The organism is Frankia torreyi (genome assembly GCF_000948395.1).
Classification (GTDB): Bacteria; Actinomycetota; Actinomycetes; order Frankiales; family Frankiaceae; genus Frankia; species Frankia torreyi.
The window spans coordinates 1-21,593 of record NZ_JYFN01000057.1; the positions used below are offsets into that span (position 1 = coordinate 1).

Sequence of the window (21,593 nt, forward strand, 5' to 3'; positions counted from 1 at the left end):
CTCAAGCTCCAGGCCGAAGGTGTTGCTCTCCTCGACGGTGACAACACCTTCCTTACCGACCTTGTCCAGCGCCTCGGCGATCAGACCACCGATCGCCGAGTCACCGGCCGAGATCGAGGCGGTGGAGGCGATCTGCTCCTTGGTCTCGACCTCCTTGGCCTGCTTCGACAGCTCCTCGGAGACCCGCTCGACCGCGACCTCGATGCCCTTCTTCAGGCCCAGCGGGTTCGCGCCGGCGGCCACGTTGCGCAGACCCTCCCGCACCAGCGCCTGAGCCAGGATCGTCGCGGTCGTGGTGCCGTCACCCGCGACGTCGTTGGTCTTCTTCGCGACTTCCTTGACGAGCTCCGCACCGATCCGTTCGTAGGAGTTCTCCAGCTCGATCTCTCTGGCGATGCTCACCCCGTCGTTGGTGATCGTGGGGAGACCGAACTTGCTCGCCAGAACGACGTTGCGACCCTTCGGACCGAGCGTGACCTTGACCGCATCGGCCAGCTGGTTCATGCCGCGCTCCAGGCCGCGCCGAGCCTCCTCATCGAAGGCGATCATCTTTGCCATGCGTGATGGGTCCTCTCAGGGGGGCAAGCCTGCGCGGAGAGGTACCAGTCATCGATGGGGTGCCCGGCACCGCGGATGGTGCTCCCGTTTCTGCAGGCACCCGTCGCACCGAGGATTGGCACTCGACCTCGCTGAGTGCCAGCCACTGTATAGCGCGCAGAACCCCCGAAAACGAGGTCACCACCACGTCGGAGCCGGGTCCGCCGTCATCTCACCCCGAAGTGGGGCCTTCCTGCGGAGGCCGATCCGCGGCTGCGGGAAGCCTGCCTGGCCTGACCTGCCTGGCCTGACCGGCCTGGATCAGTCGCGCTGGTGGACGACCAGCACGGCGCCGGGGGCATGGGCGACGACGGAGCTGGCCACGCTGCCGAGCAGGTGGCCGGCCAGCCGGGAGTGCCGATGGGCGCCGACAACGATGAGCTCCGCCTGGCGCTCGGTGGCGGTGGCGACGATGCCCTTCCAGGTCGGTGCCGCCTGGACGGTGGCGCTCTGGGCGCGGAATCCGGCGGCGTCCGCGAGGTGGGCACCGTGCGCGGCGATGTCGGCCGCGGCCTTCTCGACCTCGGCGGCACTGTTCGCGTCGAAATGCTGCGAGCCGACCGGGGTGAATCCGACATCGGCCGGCTGCCAGGCGCACAGGATGAGCGCCTCGCGTCCGGGCGGAAGCTGCGTTGCGGCGTACTGGATGGCGTGGCCGGCGACGTCACTGCCGTCATACGCGAACAGCACCAGGCCGGTGTGGCCAGCTCGGGCATCGGGCTGCACGGCGTCAGTGTGGGGTGAGGTCATGTCAGTCGACGCTTTCCGGGACGGGGAGGGCGAGGTCCAGATCATCCAGGTGGGTTCGGCGGACTCTGGCCAGCAGCGGGGGAGAGTACCAGGCCGGACGCAGCGCACCCAGGAACGTGTCGACGTCGGGGGCCTGCGGGCGGGCACCGCTCAGGGCGTAGATCGCGACGCCGATGGCGCCGCCGACGAGGGCCAGGCCAAGGCCGATCCACAGGGCGATGTTCGTTCCCTCGTTGAGATCGCCGGTCACCGTGGCCGCGAAATGAGCGAAGATCGGTGCGATCATGAAGGCGGCGACCGCACGTAGCAGTTCGACCAGGGCGAACACGCGCTGAAGGTTGGCGGACGGCAGGGAGAAACCGGCCACGAACAACGCCGGAGCGACCGTGGCGCCGAGGGCGAGCCCGGTCAGTGCCGAGCCGACCAGCGCCAGCGGCTGGCTCGCCGGCATCGCGAACCAGAAGACCAGGATTCCGGCGGCAAGCAGGACCATGCCCACGAGCGGCATGTAGTGCACGGAACGCCGGGTGATGACGAAGCCGAACGCGATCGCGGCGATCACCGCGCCGCCGAGTTCGGGCAGGTAGAGCAGCCCGACGCGCACCGGGCCGTATTTCTCCGCGAGCACCGCGGCGGTCAGTCCCGTCGCGGACACCGACGCCGCCGCAGCGAACAGCGCGATCACCACGCCCGCGACCGGGATCGAGCTGGTGAGCATCTCCCGGACCATCAGCAGCGGCTGCGCGGCCCGGTACTGGTAGACGACGAGAATGACGATCAGTGCCAGCCCGCCGAGCAGCGGCGCGATCACCTCGACGTCCAGGAAGCTGTGGCTGGTCAGTTCGGACGCGCCCAGGAAGGCCGCCAGGCTGCCGACCGCGGACAGCGCGATCGCCGGCAGGTCGCGCGGGGCGTCGGGGTTCGCCGGCGGTGCGTCCTCGAAGGTGAGCACGACCAGCAGCAGCGCCAGCACCGAGACCCCGGTGACGACCCAGAACAGCGGTCGCCAGGCGTTGGCNTCAGCCTGCAGACCACCGATGAACGGCCCGAGCGCGACCGCGCCGAAGATACCCATATTCATGATCATGACGGTGGTGCGCAGCTTCTCGCGCGGGTAGCCGATCGCCAGCGCAGGGGCCGCAGCGATCAGCAGCATGCTGGTGGCCAGGCCCTGCAACAGGTGGCCGACGATGAACATGGCGGCGTCCTGCGCCGCCGCCGTCAGCACTGATCCGACGACGAGCACGACCGCGTAGACGAGCAGCATCCGCCGTTGCGGCAGGTGCAGACCCAGCTGGACGGCGAGCACCGTCCCCAGCGCGTAGGCCGCGTTGCCCAGGCCCGAGCTGATGCTCATCGTCTGCGCGCTCATGTGCAGTTGCTTGGCGACGATCGGCGCCAACGGCTCCAGCGCGGCCGACAGAGCCAGGTAGGGAATAAGTGCGAATATCACCATGGCTGCGGAAGCAGCGTATCTGCCAGCAAGAGGACCTTGACGCATCAATACCTTCTGATTTTAGGCGTGCGGGATCCAGGGGAAAGATCGGGATGCGAAAACGGGGACTTTCCCCCTAATACCCTTACTCGTCCTCGGCCGGACGAACAGAGGGGCGGGCGGACTGTGAGAATCGTTACCATCGGCTAAAGGCTGGCTTTGTCAGGAATACCCGACGCGCCTCCGGCATTCGCCTCTCGCCGCCGGCCCGGGCCTCGGCTTCGGTCCTCGCTCTGGTCGGTCCGGGCCTCGGTCCATGGCCCGGCTCTGGTCTCAGCTCAGGATCGGGCTGCGACCTCGGCCTTCGCTCGGCCGTGTCGTCGCTTGGCGGGACGGGGGTCGTCCGGCTGGGCGGTTGGTGGGCGGGGTGGGTGCCGTGTGCATCCGCCAGCGCGGTGACGGCGGACCGAGTGGTCCCGGCCAGCCGGGCCGTTGTCGCCCGGAGCGGAGTCCACGCACGTGGCGCACGGATGGTGGTTATTTAGTGACTTACTGAGACGGTGGTCCGTGGTGTGGAGCGACCACCGCGTCGTCGGGCAGGTCGTAGTTTGCCCAGTGCAGTGCGGCCATCGGTACAACCAGTCCCGCGAACACCGGCAGTCCCGCGAACACCGGCCGACATCAGCGGACCGCGGTTGACCTGGCCGCACGATCGGTGCCGCCTGCGCCGGTCGTGGGTCTATCCCCAAACCCCCGGCCCGCCGGGTAGGGGCGCCGGGCATTGCTGGGATGCTGAACGCCGAGGCTGATGTTCTGCATTGTGGGGTCTCGACCATTGTCTTTGCGTCCGCGGGCGGCGCCTCCGTAGCCCCGCGCTCGGGGCATCAGGTCGGTTTCGACGCGATGCCCTCGTAGGCGAAGCCGAGTTGGGCCGTCCCGCGCATCGGATAGGTGCTGGCCGACTGCAGGGCCAGTCCGGACTTCTCGACCAGGTCGTCGATCTGGCGGTTGAGGCGGCAGCCTCCGGCGATCCTGCTCCAGATGGGTGTGAGCCGGTCCTGCCAGTGGGCGACGGTGGGCCGGGGCGAGCGGCCGTGCTCGGTGAAGTGCAGGGTGCCGCCGGGCCGCAGCACGCGATGGATCTCGCGTAGTGCCCGTTCGGTGTCGGGGATGGTGCACAGTGTCCAGGTGGTCAGGACGTGGTCGACCGACGCGTCCGGAAGGTGCAGCGCCTGACCATCGTCGCCGACGAACTCGACCGTGACGGGTGCGGCGGCGATGCGGGGTGCGGCGAGTGTGCGTCCGGCGGCGGCGGGCTCGACCGCGAGCAGGCGGGTGACTGTCGCCGGAAGGTGCGCGATGTTGCGTCCCGACCCGAAGCCGATCTCCAGGATCTCGCCGGACAGCCCGGCCGTGACGCGCGCCCTGGCCTTCTCCACCGGCCGGCCGAGGACGAGATCGACGATGCGGGGCAGCACCTGGTCGTCATAGAAGCCCATCACGACTCCTTATCGGGGGCCTGGGCGGCCGTTGCGCCGAGCAGTGCCGGTAGGAGGGATCATGCCGGACCTCGCAGCTCCCGCCGGGTCGATCGTAAGAAGCCGGGTTTCGACCCGTGAGCTGGCCTTGTGTGGTCAAGGTGATCTTCTGGGGAAGTAGTCGGGCGGCGATGCGGTACTCGTCACCGAATACTTACTGCGGATTACTGGCTTCCTCTGGTGATTCGTTTCGTCTCGCCTCGGTGAGGCCCAGGCGACGGCGCACCACGCGGCGGCCCAGGTCCAGTACCGAGGGATCGTCGTACATCACGAAGCTCGCGTCGGTGGCCAGGAGCGTGCCGTTGAGCTCCAGGGCGAGCCCCGCCGGGTCCTCGTCGAGCGGCAGTTGCCGAAGTCCGATCGCCGTTCGCACGAAGTCGCGGATGAGCTGGACGAATCCGGAGTGGAACTCGGCGACCTTCTCCTGTACCGGTCCGCGGTGCGTCCCCATCTCCAGCGCGGCGCCCGCGAAGAAGCACCCGCCGGGGAAGACCCGCCGTTCGAGATGATCGAAGAAGGCGTCGCAGAACGCGAGCAGCTGCGGCACCCCCGGGTCGGCCACCACCGCCGGCGCGATGACCTCCGACTGGAAGACGGCGCCGGCCGCGTCGACGGTGGCGAGCTGCAGGTCCTGCTTGGAGTCGAAGTGGGCGTAGACGCCGCCCTTGCTCATGCCCAGGTCCTTGGCGAGGTTGCCGATGCTCAGGCCCTCGAGGCCGTCGACGGTCGACAGCCGCATCGCCGCGTCGAGGATCGCGGCGCGGGTGCGCTCCCCGTCGGCTCGCCGCTGGCGTGTGTGCGCTGCCCTCTCCGCCATGACCCACATCCTAGTTGACGTGCAAGACGATCGTTCGTACTCTAATCTAGTAAACACGAACGTTCGTTCTGACTCTTCCTGAAGGAGGGTTCGCCGATGGCGAGCAAGGCGGTTATCAGCCTGACCACGGGTCTCGAGGACCTGGAGAAGGTCACCGTCGCGTTTCTCGTGGCGGTCGGCGCCGCGGAGACCGGCAAGGAGACGCTCATGTTCCTGACCCAGGAGGCGGTCCGGCTCGCCCTGCCCGGCGACGCGAAGGGTGAGGGGTGTGCTGGCTGCCCACCGCTGGAGTCGCTTGTCGAGCGCTACCGGATCGCCGGTGGCCGCTACTTCGTGTGCCCGATCTGCGTCGACGCCCGCAAGATCGACGCCAGCGTGCTGATCGAGGGCGCGGAGCTGAACGGCACGGTCCCGATGTGGAACTGGATCGGCGACGACGGCGCGACGACCTTCAGCTACTGAGCCGTCGGCCGCGACGGCCACCTCATCGCCCTGTGGGTAGTCGGCGGCGGAGACTGGCGCGGCCTGGCCTGCGTCAGTGACCGAGGAGGCGGCGCAGGACCTGGTCGGCGCGTTGCCAGGCTTCGGGCGGGACGGCGCCGAGCCGGTGCGACAGGCCTGAGGTCGGCATCCAGGCCACGAGCTCGGGCAGCACCGTGCCCGAGACGGGAACCGTGATCCCGACGTCGGCGGCGTGGTTGTCGAACGGCAGCGGCTCACCCGGCACGACGGGGCAGACCACGACTCGGCCGGTGTTGGCGTTGTTGTACAGGTCGGCGGACACGATCAGCGCGTGCGCGGGAGCGTCGGCCCGCGCCCACACCTCACCCTGCCGCACGGCGCCGCAGTTCCTCGAGTCGGGCGAACTCGCCGTTCAGGTACTCGGCGGTGACCCCTAGGGCGGCGTTGCGTTCCTGCCGACGCGTCCGGAAGGTGCAGTGCCTGGCCGTCGTCGCCGACGAACTCGACCGTGACGGGTGCGGCGGCGATGCGGGGTGCGGCGAGTGTGCGTCCGACGGCGGCGGGCTCGACCGCGAGCAGGCGGGTGACTGTCGCTGGAAGGTGCGCGATGTTGCGTCCCGACCCGAAGCCGATCTCCAGGATCTCGCCGGACAGCCCGGCCGTGACGCGCGCCCTGGCCTGCGCCACCGGCCGGCCGAGGACGAGATCGACGATGCGGGGCAGCACCTGGTCGTCATAGAAGCCCATCACGACTCCTTATCGGGGGCCTGGGCGGCCGTTGCGCCGAGCAGCTCCCAGACGAGCAGCGTGACCGTGGCGCTCTGCCAGCGTTCCGGCGACCAGCCGAGGGTACCCGTGGCGACGATGTAGTTCTCGGCGCTGGTGATCAGGAAGGCCAGATCGGCGGCGTCCTCGACGGTGAGCCCCGGGCGGAGGGCCGCGCGGTCGGCGAGCAGGTCGGCGAGAGCGCGGAACGCGACGCGGCGCTGGCCCTCGTTCACGCCCCACTGCGCCGCGAGGTCCGGATCGGTGCCGACGGTGCCGCGAACTACGGCGAGCAGCGGCGCCACCCGCCCCATGATCTCGCGGCTGCCGTTCGTCCAGAGCTCGATCACACGGACTGGGTCGGGCTCGGCGGTCAGCTCCTCGAGCCACGGCCGGTCAAGTAGCGCGACCGGCTCGTCGTCGCCGACGGCGGCCACGTCGAGCGCTTCCTTGAGCAGCGTCGCCTTGTTCCCGAAGTGGAAGTAGACGGTCTGCACGGCGACGCCCGCGCGCGCCGCGACCTGGTCGAGCGTCGTCGCGCCGTAGCCCTGGTCGAGGAACAGGTCCGCCGCCGCGGCGATGATCCGTCGCCTGGTCAGCCTGGTCTTCTCGGCCCGACTCGGCCTGTTCTTGACCCGACTCGGCCTGTCCTTGACGGGATCACTCACTCGCTAGAGACTACTCCAGTAACTCGCTAGAGTCGGCTCTAGCTAAAGGAGGGATCATGCCCGACCTCGCACCGATCCACCACGTGAAGATCCCGATCAGCGACGTCCGCGCCAGCAGCGAGTGGTACCTACGGGTGCTCGGGCTGGAGGTGGCGATCGAGTTCACCGAGGACGGTGAGCTCCGTGGCGTCGCCCTCAAGGCCCCGGACGGCACGACCCAGATCGCGCTTCGGCACGACCCCAAGCGCGCCGCCGCCCTCGCCACCGTCCTTCCCACCCCGACCCCCACCTTCTGACCGGTCCGACCGCGCGGTGCGCGGTCCCTCGACGAGCACTCGGTGACCGCGCCTGCGCCCGCACCGCCCGCACTGCTCACTCCGTATGCAGTCCCCGCCGGCGCGCAACCGATCATGGTGCGGCTGTGCGCCCCGGATCGCTCGACCAGACCGGCTTCACGGGATTCGAACGGTTCGGGCTGGAGCATTCCGCCGTGCTACCCGGCCGAACGCCGTAGGGACCAGGATTTTCCCGCTTGGACGCCGGGTATTACCCGGCCTTTCGGGTGATCTGGCTCGCCTGCTATCATTCTTCCCGCAACGGACTCTGTGCCGGGTCCGCTGGGAGCCGGGGGAAAGCGTGAGAAGCGCGAGAACACGCCGGCATGGCCGAATGCGCCGGTACGCCCTCGTCGCTGCCGTGGCGGCGGGGCTCAGCTGTCTGTCCACGACGGCTGCCACGGCCGCGCCCACGGCGCTGGCCGGCAGCGAGACGCTGTGGCCGAGGCAGAGCATTCATTCGCCGGACGGCGTCTGGGAACTCACGATGCAGGACGACGGAAATGCCGTCCTGTTTGGCCGCGGGCACGTCGCCAGATGGTCGACCGAAACCGATGGAAATACCGGCTCCACGCTGGAGATGCAGCCGGACGGCAATCTCGTCGTCTACGCGCCGGGCCACCGGGCCATCTGGAGTACGGGTACGGACGACCACCGCGGCGGGCAGCTGGAGCTTCAGAACGACGGCAATCTCGTCCTGTACGCGCCTGGCCATGTCGCCGTCTGGGCGACCGACACGCACGCTCCTACGACCTATGTCGCCCTCGGCGACTCCTATTCCTCTGGCGAGGGCAACCCACCGTTCGACGACGGCACCGCGACCACGAAGGATGACTGCCACCGCAGCCCGCAGGCGTGGCCCCGTCTGCTCGGCGTCGACGGCTCCGGCAGCATCGCCGGGAATGGTCATCTCGCCTGCTCGGGGGCCGAGATCGACGATGTCCTGTTCCGCGGCCAGCACCCGGGCGGACTCGACTCCACCTCCCAGGTGTCCCGGCTCGAGAAGATCAACCGGGATAAGCCGGTGGGCGTGGTGACCGTGACCATCGGTGGAAACGACCTCGGATTCAGCTCCACGCTGGAGACCTGCTTCGTGTGGCAGTGCGTACAGCAGCCGGAGAAGGAGGAGCGCAAGATCGACGACGTGGCCGCCCGTGTTCAGCAGGAGGTGATTCCCGCCATCCATAAGGCCGCGCCGCAGGCCCGCGTCGTCGTGGTCGGCTATCCGCGGCTCTTTCCGCGGCTCATCGCGGACACGACGCGCTGCGGGTGGCTGACGCCCACCGAGCTGACCCATCTGAACCAGGTGCAGGACTACCTCGACGGCCGCCTTCGGGTCGCCGCGACCACCGGCGAAGCCACCTACGTCTCCGTGGCGGACGCGCTGAACGGCCACGAGCTGTGCAGCCGCGATCCGTGGATCTACGACCTCGGCCGCAACGGCGGCAACCTGCGCGGCCACCCTCTCGCGGACGGCCAGCGCGCGATAGCCGCCGTCGTGGGTGCCAGCGCCGGCGCGCCGCTCCGCCCGCCCCCGGTGGTCCCGACCTTCTAAATCGTTCGTGCCAACCCTGATCGAATCATGGTTCGAGTGAGTTCCGTGGACCAGATCGTGTCGGCGCGACGTCGCCGGCGGCCGGGACGTCCGCACCGGACTGGCGTCCGTCGACCCCTCGACATCCGAGACGGGTAGCCCGAGAGCCGTGCCAGTGGCTGGCCCGGGAAGGCCGGCGAAGATCAGCCTGGAGACGGTCGGCAGGGCCCCTTCAAGATCCCTAACGTGATGGTTGTCCGATGACGACGCCCTGGGCCCGCTCCACGGTTCGGCGTCGACGGCGAGCCCCGCCAGCCGAGGCGATCCGGACGGCCCGTCGCTCATGTCGTCCGGATAGGGATGACGACATTCGTGGGAAAGCAGCATGACAACCCCGCTGCCAGGTGTCGTTTCCCTATCTTCCGACCGCGTACGATCGGCGGGCATGGTCCGTCCGGGAGGGGCGATGGTGCGCGGCATCCACCGTCGCGGGCGTTCCACGTGACGGCCTGGTCTCGGGGGAATGGTGACGGACAGGTTGACTGAACAGGAGGTGCGGGAGCTCGCGCGTGCTTTCCACCTTCCGGAAAACGCCAGGTCCCTGCTCGAGCAGGCCGGGTTGGAGCGGTCGCAGCAACCGGTGTGGACCTCGCAGCGTCCGCTGGACTATTGGCGTGAGATCAACGTGCGCCTTGGCTGCGGGGCAGTCGTTGACGGACGGCGCCAGATCCTCCTCGCCGCCAGCCGGGTCTACCCCGCCAACAAGGTCTTCGCCGCCATAGCTGCCAAGGCCCGCGATGCCGAAGCCGGCGCCGACGGTGAACCGGCAGCCGACGCCGCCGCCACGCGGCCGGCGTCCGGTCATGCGGACGATCCTCCCGACGGCGCGCAGACAGCCGCCCCGGCGAATGTCGACGGGGTCTCCGGGCCGGTGCCGTTCCCCGGCCGGCTGTTCTCCCCGGAGGCGGTGCGAGCCGGCTCGACGAGCGCGTCGCACGGCCGCGGCCGGCCGACGCGGCGTGGCGTTCTTCTGATGGCGGGGCCCGTGGTGGCCCTGGGGGCGACCGTTGGCGCTGTGGCCCTGACCAGACAGGGTGGCTCCGGGCAGGCCGCCGACCTTCCCGACGTGCAGAACGCGGCAGTTTGGGCGGCGCCGGTGCGTGGTGCTCGCCCGCTCGGCCCGACGCTTCACGGGCATTCGGAGTCGGTGTTCTCGGTCGCGTTCTCTCCGGACGGCACGACGCTGGTCAGCGGCAGCGACGATCACAGCGTGCGGCTGTGGGACGTGCGCCACCCGGAGACCGCTCATGCGCTCGGTCGACCCCTGACCACGCACAGCGCGGCGGTGACCTCGGTTGCTTTCACTCCGGGCCGGCCGATCATGGCCAGCGGGGGAGCGGATGGAGCCGTCGAGCTGTGGAGCCTCGCCGACCCGAGCACTCCTCGGCCACTCTGGGATCCGCGCCAGCCACTGGCCGACCCGGACAATCCGCTGTTCGCGGTGGCGTTCTCGCCGAACGGGACCATCCTGGCGACCGCAGGGCAGGACCATTCGGTGCGACTGTGGGACGTCACCCGTCCTGCGCAACCCCGCCCGCTCGGCCAGCCGCTGCCCGGACACGACGACACCGTGCGGGCGCTGGCGTTCTCCCGTGACGGAAAGATCCTTGCCAGCGCCGGCGCCGACCGCACAGTGCGGCTCTGGGATCTTGACGACCGGAAGAACCCGCGGGGGTTCGACACGGCGCACATCACGCACGACGACGCAATCTGGACGGTGGCGTTCGACCCGCGGGGACGTTTTCTGGCCAGCGCCAGCGGTGACGCGACCATCCGCCTGCACGCCCTGGAATAGCCGCCGCACGCCTGGGTGGCGAACTGTCATGACCCGTCACTCGGTCTGTGTGTGGGTGCGTAGCGCATCGCGGCTGGGCGCCCGACCCATCATGAGTTCAGCCCAGCCAGCGGCCGAAGGGCTGCATCGTGTGGTGGGCGGCCATGGCGGAGCCGGCGGGGCCCATCAGGGCCTTGTAGCGCTGCCAGCGCCGGTGGAACAGGACGACGAGTTCGGCGTCGTGGCGTCCCTCGTCGGCGAGGACGAAGTTCTCCAGCGCCGTCTCGCACTCGTCCCAGTTCTTCGGCGCGTGGCCGGTGAGCCGGGCGAGGTCCTCCCGGTCGGCTTCGGTGACGGCCGCGCCGATCTGGTCGGCGCGTTCGAGGTGGCGGGCCAGGCGGAAGGCGATGCGGATCTGGTAGGTGACGTACGGATCCTCGACGGAGATCGAGCGCAGCGAGCGGGACAGGTGCTGGTGCGGGGTGGAGACGGGCGAGGACACCGGCTCGGGGATCTCGACGGGTTCGAGGTCGATGCCCAGGTATTCGGCCAGGGTCTCGACGGCGTGCAGGTTCGTCTCGCTGACCCACTGGGCGTAGGTCATGTAGTCGGTGTCCAGGGTCGGGCGGGCCAGCGGGTTGTGGAAGGACAGCTGGTTGGTGAGGGTGAAGAACAGGTGGTGCCACTGGATGGCGGCGAGGTCGACGGGCCGGCTGGTCAGCTCGGCGTACCGGTCGTACAGCGTGGTGAACTCGCCGTAGGGGATGACGGTGTCGCGCATCCGCCAGGCGGCGAGGTCCATCATCGGGTCGCCGATGTGGCCGATTTCGACGTCGACGAGGGCCACGAGGTGGCCGTCGGCGTGGTGGAACTGCCCGGAGTCCCAGACGATGGGGGCCTCGCGGTCGGAGGCAGGCAGCGGGTGGCGGCGCAGCCAGCCGAGGACGAACTCCATCAGCGGGTCGGGGCGCACCTTGCTCGATCGGTAGTGCTGCTCGAACCGGCGTACTCCGATCATCGCGGAGTCGTTCGGCGACGTTCCGGAGATGACCCCGGCGGCCTTGAACGGCTCGACCGGGAGCTGGTGCATCCGCGCCAGGGCCTGCAGGTACTCGTCGACCACCACGCGGCGCTGCTCGGTGGTCGTGTCGGCGAAGTCGGGTCGGCCGGGGACGGCGGCCATCGCGTACGACCGCGGTTCGTCGCACCAGCCGTGCACGTGCGGGACCGGGATACCGTGCTCGTCGAGAAGTCGCTGGAACAGCATCTCGTGTTCGAGAGGGAAGATCAGAGACGTGTCGGACCGTTCGCCACGCACGACGACGCGTTCGGTGGCGCCGCCGCGGTCGATGTCGACGAACCACATGGGCCGCCATCTCGGCTGCCGCTCCCACGACACGACCTGGCCGCCGAGCAGGGACTCCAGCCAGGCGATGACGCGGCCGTCGTCCTTTAACTCCGTGTCGCGGGCATCCGATGCAGCCATGATCGTCCCTCCGGTGTCCAGCAGTCCTCGGCGCGGCTCCCCTCACCCTCGCACGGGCAGTCGCGTCGGTCTCCTGACATGCGCGCCCGGCACGCGCCGGCGGCTCGCCGACGACAGTAGCCTAACGATTGTTAGGCTGCTAGCCGGAGCGGAAAGGTGCCTCCTGCCGGCCACGTACCCCGGGCGGGCCCGGAGGTGAGCCAGGTAGCGGGCCGGGTGAACAAGCGCGACGTGGTGCTGCGGGAGAGCGCCCGCCTGTTCGCCGAGCGAGGCATCGAGGCCACGACGATGCGCGTCATCGCCGATGCCTGTGGCATACAGGCCGCCAGTCTCTACCATCACTTCGCGTCGAAGGACGAACTCGTCGCCGCCATTCTGACCCGCAGCGACGCGCACATCACCGGCCTCTACGACGCCATCCTCGACGCCCCGCTGGAGCCTGCCGACCGGCTTGAGGCGATGATCCGGGCGACGCTCGACAACTTCGTCCACCACCGGGACGCCGCGCGGATCTACTACCGCGACCGGGCGTATGTCGCCCAGTCGCCGCTGCTCACCCGGGTCCGCGACAACGCGGTCGCCCATGACGAGCTCTGGGATCGGTCCATTGAGGCGGCCCTCGCCGCCGGGCGCGTCTCCCCGCGGTTCGCGGCCATCGACCTGCGGAGACTTCTGCAGGAGCTGATGTGGTCGACCGCCCGGCTGCGCGGAGACGCCGTGAGCGCCGACGACATCGTGCACGTCCTGCTCCACGGGATCCTCGCCCCGGAGCCCGGCCTATGACGGTTGGTGGTGCGGGGCGGTCAATCCTTGCCTTCGAACGGCGTTACTCGGCTCGACTCACAGACGCGGAGTTCGACCGACTCGCCAGGCAGGTGGGAAAGGCCGCCGCGGGCCGGGAGCCCGCAGCGTGCGAGCTTCTGGGGAAATGGCTCGCCGATGAACAGTCGGACACCCGCAGGGTCGTCATTCTCGACGCGATGGCCGCATCGTCGTGCCTGCAGGCGCCGAGTGACCTGTTGGTCGAACTCGTGAAGGTGCGCCATGCCGACCTCGCCTCGGCCGCCGCACGGCTCCTGGTCCTCTCGGGCGCGGAGGGCGAGGCAGCTCTGCTGCGTGCGCTCCCGGCCATAGGATCCTATGCAAGGTACCGCTGTCTTTCTACTTTGCTCTACGGCCGGGAACAGCTGGGCGAGGAGGCGGTGCGGGCAGTCGCCGACCTGACGGAGTACGGGGATCGTGATCTGAGAACGGCCGGATTGACTGTACTCGCGTTGCGGGGGGACGGTTCCTGCACCGATCGGCTGATGGGGAGTCTGCGGCGGCGAGATCCGGCCACCCGCGAAGCGGCGCTGAAGGCCCTTGCGGTGGTCGGCGACAGCCGTGCCGTCGACGCCGTGCTCGCGCGGCTCGAGAAAGATGTGGTACGTGGCTCCGATCCGCACTCGCCCATGATCGATCTGGAGTTGACCTACCTCGCGCGGCACGCGGAGCTCCACCCGGAGGCATTCGAACGCGCCTGCGCCGCAGTCGCGAAGAACTGGCGACGGCGCGACAGTGCCGAGCTCGAGTGGATCCGATCCTTCCTGCACCAGACCACGCCCGAGGGTCTGCGATCTGTCGGTATTCCTGCCGACGCCGAGCTCCAGCGGATGCGCGGCCACGTGGTGGACGGAATGCGAGTGAGGGAATTTCCTGGGACAATCGAGGAGATTGATAGCTGACGTCATCGTGGGCACCGTACCCGTGGGTTGTACGGCCGCCCAGCGGCCGGCCGCGCAACGGTCCGAGGGGTGAACCTCGCGTAGTTGCCCGACCGTACTGCCCGGCTGGATGCTGCTTACACTGATATTTTGTGATGACGAGGTTTCGCGGCCGAACCACAACAGTTATGATCACTGCCTGTGCGCTGCTGGGCGTGTTCTCGGCGGCTGGTTGCTCGGGGCTCTTCGCTTCATCACCGGAGGTCGGGTGTACGGACAGGAGCGCGCGGCTCGCCGGAAGGCTGGACGACCTCGCCGTGCTCGAGCTGCGTCCGGCTGCCGCGAGTCTGCGAGAGCAGGGCTCCGGCTGCGATGCGAGTTCCGGCAGCTCACACGCGGAGCGTGTCTACCGCTTCCCCGGCACGGCCGACGAGGTGACGAACTTCTACCACGACGCTCTGCGCGCGGCCGGCTGGAAACAGTGGGTCGCCGACGGTTCCCCGAACGACCCTCATCAACTCGCCATGGCCGGCCTGTGCTTCTCCAGGCCCATCGAAGGCACCGCCACGCTTCTGCACGTGTCGTTTCGGAGTGAATCCGGCGAGGCCGACAGGTCCGACCCGGGTATCCGCGGCCTCGCCTTGACCGCGACGGCAAACAGCGACCACGACATGCGATGCTAGTTCTTCGGCAATGGGCATCTCGCGATTCCGTCCGTCTGCGCCCAACCCGAGCGCGAAGGGTTGGGCGCCATGACGACCGGCTGGTTGTCAGCCGACGTGGGTGGGCGGTAGGCCGCGGGAGGCGACCTCGGCGCGGACGGCCGGGATGATCTCGTGGGCCACGACCTCCTGTTCGGCGACGGTCGGGATGGCCAGCAGCAGGGCGGTGAAGCCGACCGCCACGATCTGCAGGAGCTGGTCGATCACCTCCTGGACGCCGCCGGTCACCGCGCCCGAGCCCGGCTGCGGCGGCGGCCCGACGCGCACGATCACATTGCAGGCGCAGGTGATCGCGGCGGGATCGCGGCCTGCGTCGCGGGCGGCCGCCAGCACGGACTCGCGCATTCGGCGGGCGCCCTCGAGGCCGATCCGGCCCACGGACGGCAGCCAGCCGTCGGCGAGCTCACCGGTCAGCGCGAGCGCCCGCGGCCCGTACGATCCGAGCCAGATCGGGATCGGATGGTCGGGTCGAGGCTCGATGCGGGCGCCGTCGACGGAGAACTCGCGGCCGTGCACGGTGGTCGACTCGCTCGACCAGAGCCCGCGGATGATCCCGATGGCCTCGCGCTGGCCGGTGATCTTCTGTCCGGGGGTCCGTTCGGTCAGTCCGAAGGCACGGAACTCCTCGTCATATCCGCCCCCGCCCAGGCCGAGGACGAACCGGCCGCCGGAGAGCCGGTCCAGCGTCTCGGCTGTCTTCGCGACCACCGCCGGCGGCCGGTAGGGCAGCGCGAGGACGTTCGTGGCCAGCTCGATGCGGCGGGTCTGGCCGGCCAGCCAGCTCAGGGCGGCCAGCGGCTCGACGGTCCGGCTGTGACCGTGCAGGTGGTCGCTCAGGCTGAACAGGTCGTAGCCGAGCTCGTCGGCGCTCTGGGCGAGGTCCAGGGTCTGCGACGCGGACAGCCCGCTCACCGCACCGCCGGCGCCGAACACCAGTCGGGACCCGTCCAGGCCGCTCACTGTCCATTCCCCCAGACGGGGTGGTGTCGAGCTCGCATCGCGATCATTTTTGTTTGTAGCACGTATAGTATGTATCACTAATCAATAAGGTCGGCAATGCAAACTGCCGGCGGTACAGTGTCTGCACGGCGACGCGAGGGGAGATCCNCGGTGGGCGCGACGTTCACGACACCGGTGGCCCTGGTGCGGCTGTCCTACCTGGTCAACTCGATCTACGCCGACGTCTGCGCCGGTCACGGGTTGTCCGTGCCGCAGGCCCAACTGATGTGTGTGCTCAAGGACCAGTCCCGCGGCATGGGCGAGATCAGTGTGATGCTGCGGCTGGACAAGTCCAGCGTCACCGGCCTGGTCGAGCGGGTGGAGCGCCGCGGCTACCTGCGTCGCGCCATGTCGGCGACCGACCGGCGCGCCATCACCGTCTCCCTCACCCCGGACGGCAAGCGGCTCACCGACGCCTTCTACGACGAGGTCAGCCAGCGGCTGGCCGACCTCGTCGTCGAGGTCCCGGCGGCCGACCGAGCCCACCTCACCCGCATCGCCACCGGCATCGTGCTCGATGAGGCCGTCCCCGACGTCTTCGGCGCCCTCGTCTCGTAGCGCCGCGGCGCAGCCGGCCGGCTGGCGACGGAACTGCTGACCCCTACCAGGCGGGAATTCGACGGCATCGCGTTGCGCCGTCAATTCCTGTTGCCCTGTCGATTCCTGAGGGTGGCCGGCTCGAGGGACGGGGGCGCCGGGAACCGGGGACGAACCTCTCCTATTGTCGGCATGGGCACCCGTGGCCGTTGGCGCCGATCGGGGCGGATCAGCGCAGTGGAGGGCAGTGGAGGGCAGTGGTGAACACGGAGATCGGCACGGATCCGCACGGGTCCGAGGGCTCGGAGGAGACGCCGTGGTGGCGGTCCATGGCCGACGACCCGAAGCCGGTGGACCTGCGGGTGGACCTGCCTCACCCGGCTCGGATGTACGACTACTACCTGGGCGGGAAGGACAACTTCCCCGCCGATCGGGAGGCCGCCGAGCAGGCCCGGGCTGTCGCGCCGAACGCGAGCATCGCCGCCCGTGCCAACCGGGCGTTCATGGCCCGGGCGGTGCGCCACCTGGCCGGCGAGGCCGGCATCGACCAGTTCCTCGACATCGGCACGGGGATCCCGACCAGCCCGAACCTGCACGAGATCGCCCAACAGGCCGTCGAGGGCGCGCGGGTCGTCTATGTGGACAACGATCCGATCGTGCTCACCCACGCCCGCGCGCTGCTCACCGGCACCCCGGCGGGGCGGACCGCCTACCTCGACGCCGACGTGCGGGACGTCAGGCGGATCCTGACCGCCCCGGAGGTCACGGACACCCTCGACCTGTCCCGGCCGGTGGCGCTGTCGCTGCTCGCGGTGGGCCACTTCCTGCCCGACTCCGACGACCCGGGCGGCATCGTCCGCCGGTTCGTCGACGCCCTGCCGGCCGGCAGCTACCTCGTCCTGTCCCATCTCACTCCCGACCACGACCCGACGATCGAGGCCGGCGCCAAGGCCTACCGCGCGCGTGGCATCCCGTTGCGGCCCCGGACCCGGGCCGAGGTCGAGGCGCTGTTCGCCGGGCTGGAACTGCTCGACCCGGGGCTGGTCTCCGTGCACCGCTGGCGGCCCGACGCCGCCGTGCCGGCCGACCTGACCGACGCGCAGGTCAGCGCCTACGGGGCCATCGGCCGTAAGCACTAGCCCGCCTGCCGCCGGCAGCCCCGCCGCCCACGCCCGGCCCGGCTCGGGGCGCGGGGGTCAGCAGGGGCGCAGCGTGGTGAGGCCGGAGCCGCGGGGGAGGGGACGACCCGAGGGGGCGGTCGCGGTGACAGGAAGGCGGCCGCGCGGCGGGGCGGTGCCGGTGAGCACGGCGGCCAGGGCCGCGATGGAGGCCGGATCGGTGGAGTAGACGGCCAGCCACGCGGCGGCGGCGGTCGGCGGGTGGTAGGGCGTGGCGGTGGAGACGACGACCGTGCCGGGGTCGGTGCGGGCGGGCGGCCCGGCGCCTCCCGCGAGGACGATCGTCACCGGGGCGGATCCGCCGGCGCTGCCGGGCCCCGTGGCGGCGGATCCGCCGGTGGTGCCGGGGGGCGTCGCGGCGGTCCCGCCGGCGGCGCCGGGTGCCGGGGCGACGACTCCCCGGGCGGCCAGGGCCGCGCGCAGACGGGCGGCCGCGGTGGACGAGCCGGCGACCGTGACCGGGGCGCCCGCGCGCAGGGGGAGGATCCCGCAGTCCTGCGTCAGGAGGGTGACGGACCGGGACGCGACCCGGGCGGCCACGGCGGGTCCGTCGCCGGCCGGAGCCGGGGNGGCATGCGCGAGGCGCCACTTCAGACGTAGCACGCGCCGCGCCGAGTCGTCGATGCGGCTGGCCGGGATCCGGCCGCCGCGCAGCGCGGCGAGCAGGCCGTCGCGGGCCTCGACCAGCCGCGGTGGCATCAGCAGCAGGTCGTCGCCGGCGAGCACGGCGCGCACGGCGGCCTCGCCGGGCGAGTACCGCTTGGTGATCGCCGCCATGTTCAGCGCGTCGGTCACGACCACGCCGTCGAAGCCGAGCTCCCGGCGCAGCAGCGAGGTCACCACCGCCGGGGACAGCGACGCCGGGGACTCGCCGTCCAACGCGGTGGCGAGCAGATGCCCGACCATCACCATCGGCGCCCCGGCGGCGACGGCGGCCCGGAACGGCGCCAGGTCGACGGCGTCGAGCCGCTCGCGGGACGACGCGACCACCGGCAGGTCGAGGTGGCTGTCGACCGATGTCGAGCCATGCCCGGGGAAGTGCTTCGGGGCGGCGGCCACCCCCGCCGAGGCGAACCCGCTCACGGCCGCGGCGGTGAGGCGGGCGACCGCGGCCGGGTCGTCGCCGAACGACCGCTCGCCGATCACCGGGTTGGCCGGGTTGGTGTTGACGTCCGCGTCGGGGGCGAAGTCGACGTTGATCCCGAGCGCGCGCAGGTCCGTGCCGGTCACCCGGGCGGCGTCGCGGGCGTCCTCGACACGGCCGCTCGCGCCCTGCGCCATCGCGTCGGGCAGCAGGGTCACCCCGTCGCGGATCCGCATCACCGGTCCCTGCTCCTGGTCGGCGGCGACGAGCAGGGGGATGGCCGCGGCGCCCTGCAGCCCGGCGGTGAGGCCGAGGACCTGGCCGGGGGCGACGACGTTGTCAGGTAACGCGCCCGGCCCGGTGCCCCCGGCGTCGAACAGGACGACGCCGCCGAGGCCGAGATCGCGCACGGCGGCGGCGGCCGTGTCCGTGCCCGCGACCGTCCGGTTGCCGGCCAGCGCGCTCGGCGCGCGGTCATCCGCCGACGTCCCGAACACGTAGCCCATGAGCAACTGGCCGATCCGCTGTTCGGGCGTCATCCGCGCGAGCGTCGACTCCACCCACGCCGTCTCCGCATCGTCGACCGTCGGCCCCGGGGAGGGGCTCGCCGTTGCGGAGGGCGCGGGGGACGAGGTCGGCTGCGCGGCCCCGACGGCCGCGGCGAGTGCGTCCCGGGTCGGGGGCGTGGCGCCGCGGGCGCCGTCTCCGCCGGCCCGCTCCGGACTCCGCCCGAGGCAGCCGGCGACCAGCAGGAGGCAGGCCAGCAGCGCGATGACGGCCCGCGGCGGCCGGCGCTGCCGTCCGCTCACCACAGATCGGGTCACCACAGATCCGCTCAGCACAGAGCGGGCCTCGCGTCCGGCGGAGCACCGGGGCTCATCCCATCGATGAGTGATCGACCGCCTTCCTGATCATTTGGGTGAACGAGGACGGCCGTGGGCCCGCCCTGCGCGGGCCGACCCGACGTGGTGGCTCAGGTACTGGGGTACTCGGGCTGGCTCAGGTACTCGGGCTGGCTCAGGTACTCGGGCTGGCTCAGGTACTCGGGCGCAGGCCGCCGTCGACCTCGATGACGGTGCCGTTGACGAACGACGAACCCGGCGCGGCGAGGTCGCGCACCACGGTGGCTATCTCGGCGGGCGCCCCGCCGCGGCCCACCGAGATGCCCGCGACGATCCGTTCGTGCCACTCGGCCGGGATCGCCCCGGAGTACAGCTCGGTGTCCGGCACATAACCGGGGGCGACCGCGTTGACCGTCACCCCGTCGGGGCCGTAGTCGTTGGCGAGGCCGACGACGATCCGGTTGAGCGCCGCCTTGGTGGCGGCGTAGCCAGGGTCGCCGCCGGCGCTGCGCGCCGACCTGGAGCTGATCATGATGATGCGCCCGCCCGGCCGCCGGATCGCGGGGCCGAGCGCCTGCGTGACCAGCAGGGCGCTGACGACGTTCTGCAGGTAGAGGGTCGTGTGCCTTGCCGCGAGGTCGCGCAGCGAGGTCACCGGCGCGGGGTGGGTGCCGCCCGCGTTGTTGACCAGCACATCCAGGGTGCCGAACTCGCCGGTCACGAACCCGGCGAGGCGTTCGACCTGGTCGGGATCGGTGACGTCGGCGGCGAAGGGCAGGACGGGCGGCCCGCCGACCTCGGCGTTGATGTCCTTGGCCGCGGATTCCAACCGATCGGGGCGGCGCCCGACGATGACGACCCGGTCGCCGCGTTCGGCCAGCGCCCGCGCGATCGCCCGGCCGATCCCCGTCCCGCCGCCGGTCACCACGGCCGTCCCCGTCTGCTCGCTCCCCGTCTGCTCGCTCGCTGCCCGCTCGCTCATCGCAACGCCTCCTCGCGCCGGTTTGATGTCGCAATGCATCGGCTTGTACCCAGACGTCTCCAGTCTGGTCGATGCCCCGACGCGGGGCGCCCGTCACCCCCCGGCGGCCGCCGGGGTAGCGGTGCGGGTGGGGGACCGAGGTGATCCGGTAGCGCGGGCGGCGGCGATGATCTTGGCGGTGCGTGGAGGTGGCTGACGCCGCCCGCGTCGGGTGCCGTCAGGCCGAGGCGGGACGGTCCGTGTCGCCGGGGACGCGTTCGTGGAACTGCGGGGCGCGCTTCTCCCGACGGGCGGCGACGCCCTCGTCGAAGTCGAACGCGCGCAGGCCGGCGCGCATCACCGGCACGGTCGCCGCGTAGTGCGCCGCCAGGGGCGAGACGGCGGCGTCGTCGATCATGCTGCGGATCATCGCCAGCGAGTCCGGTGAACAGTTCAGGGCCAGGTCGCGGGCGTAGTCCAGGGCGGCTGGCAGCACCTCGGCGGCGGGCAGGACCCGCTGGGCGAGGCCCAGCTCGCCCGCCTCGGCGCCGAGGAAGACGCGGCCGGACAGCAGCAGGTCCGCGGCGGCGCCGGCACCGATCAACCGGGGCAGCAGCCAGGCCGACCCGTACTCCGAGTACAGGCCCAGCCGGGAGAACGGCAGCGACAGCTTCGCGTCCACGGCGACGAACCGGACGTCGGCCGCCAGGCTGACCGCGAACGCCAGCCCGGCCGCCGGACCGTTGATCGCCGCGATCACCGGAAGGCGCAGCGAGCGGATCATCGCGGGGCCGTTCTCCGGCGAGACGATCAACGAATCCCGACCCTCGACCGGCGTGTGTGCCAGCATGGCGAGGTCCGCGCCGGCGGAGAACGCCCGCCCCGCCCCGGTGATCACCACGGCCCGGACCCGGGGGTCGGCGTCGGCCCGCCGCAGCAGCGCGAACAGCCGGTCGCCCATCGCCACGGTCAGCGCGTTCAGCTTGTCCGGACGGTCGAAGGTGATCGTCGCGACCTGGTCGGTCACGTCGTACCGGACCGGGGCATCGTCATGCTCGAGGGTCGTCCGGGTGTCCACCGGCATCGTCCACCTGTCTCTGTCGCTTCTCTGTGACTCGGTCGCGTTGTCGCTCCGGTCACATCGGGCTGCCGTCCCTTCATACCGCCCGCGATGTTCGCGTGCGCGCTGTCCCGGGGTGCCCGCGAAGCGGTCGCGGTCGGCGTCCAGTGTGAGATGTAGCGCCTGCGGCGCCCGAACGGGGACGGATGAACGACCGCTGACNGCCATCTGGCCACCGGCATGACACCCTGTGGGGAACCGGCCGCCGATGCGGCCGGGCACACGC

At 70.8% G+C, this 21,593-nt stretch carries 20 protein-coding genes and 3 pseudogenes; 9 read left to right on the forward strand and 14 right to left on the reverse strand.

The window, feature by feature from the left end:
* The 6 genes and pseudogenes from FF36_RS24975 to FF36_RS24995 all read right to left on the reverse strand — a co-directional run.
* Positions 1–558: TCP-1/cpn60 chaperonin family protein (locus tag FF36_RS24975; protein WP_277912989.1), on the reverse strand; the 558-nt coding region annotated here is incomplete at its 3' end.
* A 300-nt stretch (positions 559–858) separates the two neighbouring features.
* Positions 859–1,347, reverse strand: coding sequence for a universal stress protein (locus tag FF36_RS24980; protein WP_044887621.1), 489 nt, complete (start codon positions 1,345–1,347; stop codon positions 859–861).
* 1 nt (position 1,348) lies between these two features.
* Positions 1,349–2,365, reverse strand: a 1,017-nt coding sequence (locus tag FF36_RS24985; protein ID WP_242422830.1) for an MFS transporter, incomplete at its 5' end; no start/stop codon positions are given.
* Position 2,366: 1 nt separating this feature from the next.
* Positions 2,367–2,848: pseudogene (locus tag FF36_RS38965) on the reverse strand (MFS transporter); the annotation flags it as partial.
* Between the two features lie 818 nt (positions 2,849–3,666).
* Complete coding sequence (locus FF36_RS24990; protein WP_044887623.1) at positions 3,667–4,281, reverse strand: class I SAM-dependent methyltransferase; 615 nt, start codon at positions 4,279–4,281, stop codon at positions 3,667–3,669.
* A gap of 193 nt (positions 4,282–4,474) precedes the next feature.
* Positions 4,475–5,137, reverse strand: a complete 663-nt coding sequence (locus FF36_RS24995; RefSeq protein ID WP_044887648.1) for a TetR/AcrR family transcriptional regulator — start codon at positions 5,135–5,137, stop codon at positions 4,475–4,477.
* A gap of 96 nt (positions 5,138–5,233) precedes the next feature.
* On the opposite strand from FF36_RS24995, the gene FF36_RS25000 reads away from it, so the two are divergent.
* Positions 5,234–5,599, forward strand: coding sequence for a DsrE family protein (locus tag FF36_RS25000; protein WP_044887624.1), 366 nt, complete (start codon positions 5,234–5,236; stop codon positions 5,597–5,599).
* A gap of 73 nt (positions 5,600–5,672) precedes the next feature.
* On the opposite strand, the gene FF36_RS25005 is transcribed toward FF36_RS25000, so the two are convergent.
* The 3 genes and pseudogenes from FF36_RS25005 to FF36_RS25015 form a co-directional block, all read right to left on the reverse strand.
* Positions 5,673–5,975 (reverse strand): type II toxin-antitoxin system PemK/MazF family toxin, encoded by a 303-nt coding sequence (locus FF36_RS25005; protein WP_044887625.1) that lies wholly within the window; start codon positions 5,973–5,975, stop codon positions 5,673–5,675.
* An 80-nt stretch (positions 5,976–6,055) separates the two neighbouring features.
* Positions 6,056–6,346: pseudogene (locus tag FF36_RS25010) on the reverse strand (class I SAM-dependent methyltransferase); the annotation flags it as partial.
* Positions 6,346–7,032, reverse strand: coding sequence for a TetR/AcrR family transcriptional regulator (locus FF36_RS25015; RefSeq protein WP_044887626.1), 687 nt, complete (start codon positions 7,030–7,032; stop codon positions 6,346–6,348). The gene FF36_RS25015 and the pseudogene FF36_RS25010, both read right to left, overlap by 1 nt.
* A 56-nt stretch (positions 7,033–7,088) precedes the next feature.
* Between FF36_RS25015 and FF36_RS25020 the strand changes: the two genes are divergently transcribed.
* From FF36_RS25020 to FF36_RS34485, 3 genes are all read left to right on the forward strand, one after another.
* Positions 7,089–7,328, forward strand: coding sequence for a VOC family protein (locus FF36_RS25020; protein WP_082122200.1), 240 nt, complete (start codon positions 7,089–7,091; stop codon positions 7,326–7,328).
* Positions 7,329–7,701: 373 nt separating this feature from the next.
* A complete protein-coding gene (locus tag FF36_RS31745) occupies positions 7,702–8,922 on the forward strand; it encodes a GDSL-type esterase/lipase family protein (protein WP_052681404.1) in 1,221 nt (406 codons plus the stop codon).
* Positions 8,923–9,439: 517 nt separating this feature from the next.
* Positions 9,440–10,756, forward strand: a complete 1,317-nt coding sequence (locus tag FF36_RS34485; RefSeq protein ID WP_128423628.1) for an effector-associated domain EAD1-containing protein — start codon at positions 9,440–9,442, stop codon at positions 10,754–10,756.
* 97 nt (positions 10,757–10,853) lie between these two features.
* Here the strand turns inward: FF36_RS34485 and FF36_RS25035 are convergent, their stop codons facing one another.
* Positions 10,854–12,221 carry a phosphotransferase family protein gene (locus tag FF36_RS25035; RefSeq protein WP_044887627.1) on the reverse strand — a complete coding sequence of 456 codons (1,368 nt, stop codon included), beginning with the start codon at positions 12,219–12,221 and terminating at the stop codon, positions 10,854–10,856.
* Positions 12,222–12,416: 195 nt separating this feature from the next.
* Here FF36_RS25035 and FF36_RS31755 point away from each other — a divergent pair, with 195 nt between their 5' ends.
* The 3 genes from FF36_RS31755 (at position 12,417) to FF36_RS25050 (ending at position 14,607) form a co-directional block, all read left to right on the forward strand.
* The gene (locus tag FF36_RS31755; protein WP_161849188.1) at positions 12,417–13,004 is read left to right on the forward strand and encodes a TetR/AcrR family transcriptional regulator; all 588 of its coding nucleotides are present in this window, start codon (positions 12,417–12,419) and stop codon (positions 13,002–13,004) included.
* Positions 13,001–13,945: a HEAT repeat domain-containing protein gene (locus FF36_RS25045; RefSeq protein ID WP_128423384.1), complete on the forward strand. Its 945-nt coding sequence runs from the start codon at positions 13,001–13,003 to the stop codon at positions 13,943–13,945. The genes FF36_RS31755 and FF36_RS25045 overlap by 4 nt, the downstream gene beginning before the upstream one ends.
* Positions 13,946–14,241: 296 nt before the next feature.
* Positions 14,242–14,607 (forward strand): hypothetical protein, encoded by a 366-nt coding sequence (locus tag FF36_RS25050; RefSeq protein WP_128423385.1) that lies wholly within the window; start codon positions 14,242–14,244, stop codon positions 14,605–14,607.
* An 87-nt stretch (positions 14,608–14,694) separates the two neighbouring features.
* Here FF36_RS25050 and FF36_RS25055 read toward each other — a convergent pair whose 3' ends face one another.
* The gene (locus tag FF36_RS25055) at positions 14,695–15,606 is read right to left on the reverse strand and encodes an LLM class flavin-dependent oxidoreductase (RefSeq protein ID WP_052681407.1); all 912 of its coding nucleotides are present in this window, start codon (positions 15,604–15,606) and stop codon (positions 14,695–14,697) included.
* A 246-nt stretch (positions 15,607–15,852) separates the two neighbouring features.
* On the opposite strand from FF36_RS25055, the gene FF36_RS25060 reads away from it, so the two are divergent.
* Complete coding sequence (locus FF36_RS25060; RefSeq protein ID WP_277912990.1) at positions 15,853–16,203, forward strand: MarR family winged helix-turn-helix transcriptional regulator; 351 nt, start codon at positions 15,853–15,855, stop codon at positions 16,201–16,203.
* A gap of 308 nt (positions 16,204–16,511) precedes the next feature.
* Positions 16,512–17,321 carry an SAM-dependent methyltransferase gene (locus tag FF36_RS25065; RefSeq protein WP_236705542.1) on the forward strand — a complete coding sequence of 270 codons (810 nt, stop codon included), beginning with the start codon at positions 16,512–16,514 and terminating at the stop codon, positions 17,319–17,321.
* A gap of 609 nt (positions 17,322–17,930) precedes the next feature.
* On the opposite strand, the pseudogene FF36_RS38970 reads toward FF36_RS25065, so the two are convergent.
* The 3 genes and pseudogenes from FF36_RS38970 to FF36_RS25080 all read right to left on the reverse strand — a co-directional run.
* A pseudogene (locus FF36_RS38970) lies at positions 17,931–18,983 on the reverse strand (glycoside hydrolase family 3 protein); the annotation flags it as partial.
* 496 nt (positions 18,984–19,479) lie between these two features.
* Entirely contained in the window at positions 19,480–20,268 is a 789-nt protein-coding gene (locus tag FF36_RS25075) for an SDR family NAD(P)-dependent oxidoreductase (RefSeq protein WP_044887631.1), read from the reverse strand.
* Positions 20,269–20,485: 217 nt separating this feature from the next.
* Positions 20,486–21,331 carry an enoyl-CoA hydratase-related protein gene (locus tag FF36_RS25080; protein ID WP_044887632.1) on the reverse strand — a complete coding sequence of 282 codons (846 nt, stop codon included), beginning with the start codon at positions 21,329–21,331 and terminating at the stop codon, positions 20,486–20,488.
* Positions 21,332–21,593: the final 262 nt, after the last annotated feature.

Bases quoted from the DNA above. Each gene is read 5' to 3' on its own strand.
- FF36_RS24980 (WP_044887621.1), bottom strand. From the start codon at position 1,347: ATGACCTCACCCCACACTGACGCCGTGCAGCCCGATGCCCGAGCTGGC.
- FF36_RS24990 (WP_044887623.1), bottom strand. From the start codon at position 4,281: ATGGGCTTCTATGACGACCAGGTGCTGCCCCGCATCGTCGATCTCGTC.
- FF36_RS24995 (WP_044887648.1), bottom strand. From the start codon at position 5,137: ATGGCGGAGAGGGCAGCGCACACACGCCAGCGGCGAGCCGACGGGGAG.
- FF36_RS25000 (WP_044887624.1), top strand. From the start codon at position 5,234: ATGGCGAGCAAGGCGGTTATCAGCCTGACCACGGGTCTCGAGGACCTG.
- FF36_RS25020 (WP_082122200.1), top strand. From the start codon at position 7,089: ATGCCCGACCTCGCACCGATCCACCACGTGAAGATCCCGATCAGCGAC.
- FF36_RS31745 (WP_052681404.1), top strand. From the start codon at position 7,702: ATGCGCCGGTACGCCCTCGTCGCTGCCGTGGCGGCGGGGCTCAGCTGT.
- FF36_RS25035 (WP_044887627.1), bottom strand. From the start codon at position 12,221: ATGGCTGCATCGGATGCCCGCGACACGGAGTTAAAGGACGACGGCCGC.
- FF36_RS25045 (WP_128423384.1), top strand. From the start codon at position 13,001: ATGACGGTTGGTGGTGCGGGGCGGTCAATCCTTGCCTTCGAACGGCGT.
- FF36_RS25065 (WP_236705542.1), top strand. From the start codon at position 16,512: ATGGCCGACGACCCGAAGCCGGTGGACCTGCGGGTGGACCTGCCTCAC.
- FF36_RS25075 (WP_044887631.1), bottom strand. From the start codon at position 20,268: ATGAGCGAGCGGGCAGCGAGCGAGCAGACGGGGAGCGAGCAGACGGGG.
- FF36_RS25080 (WP_044887632.1), bottom strand. From the start codon at position 21,331: ATGCCGGTGGACACCCGGACGACCCTCGAGCATGACGATGCCCCGGTC.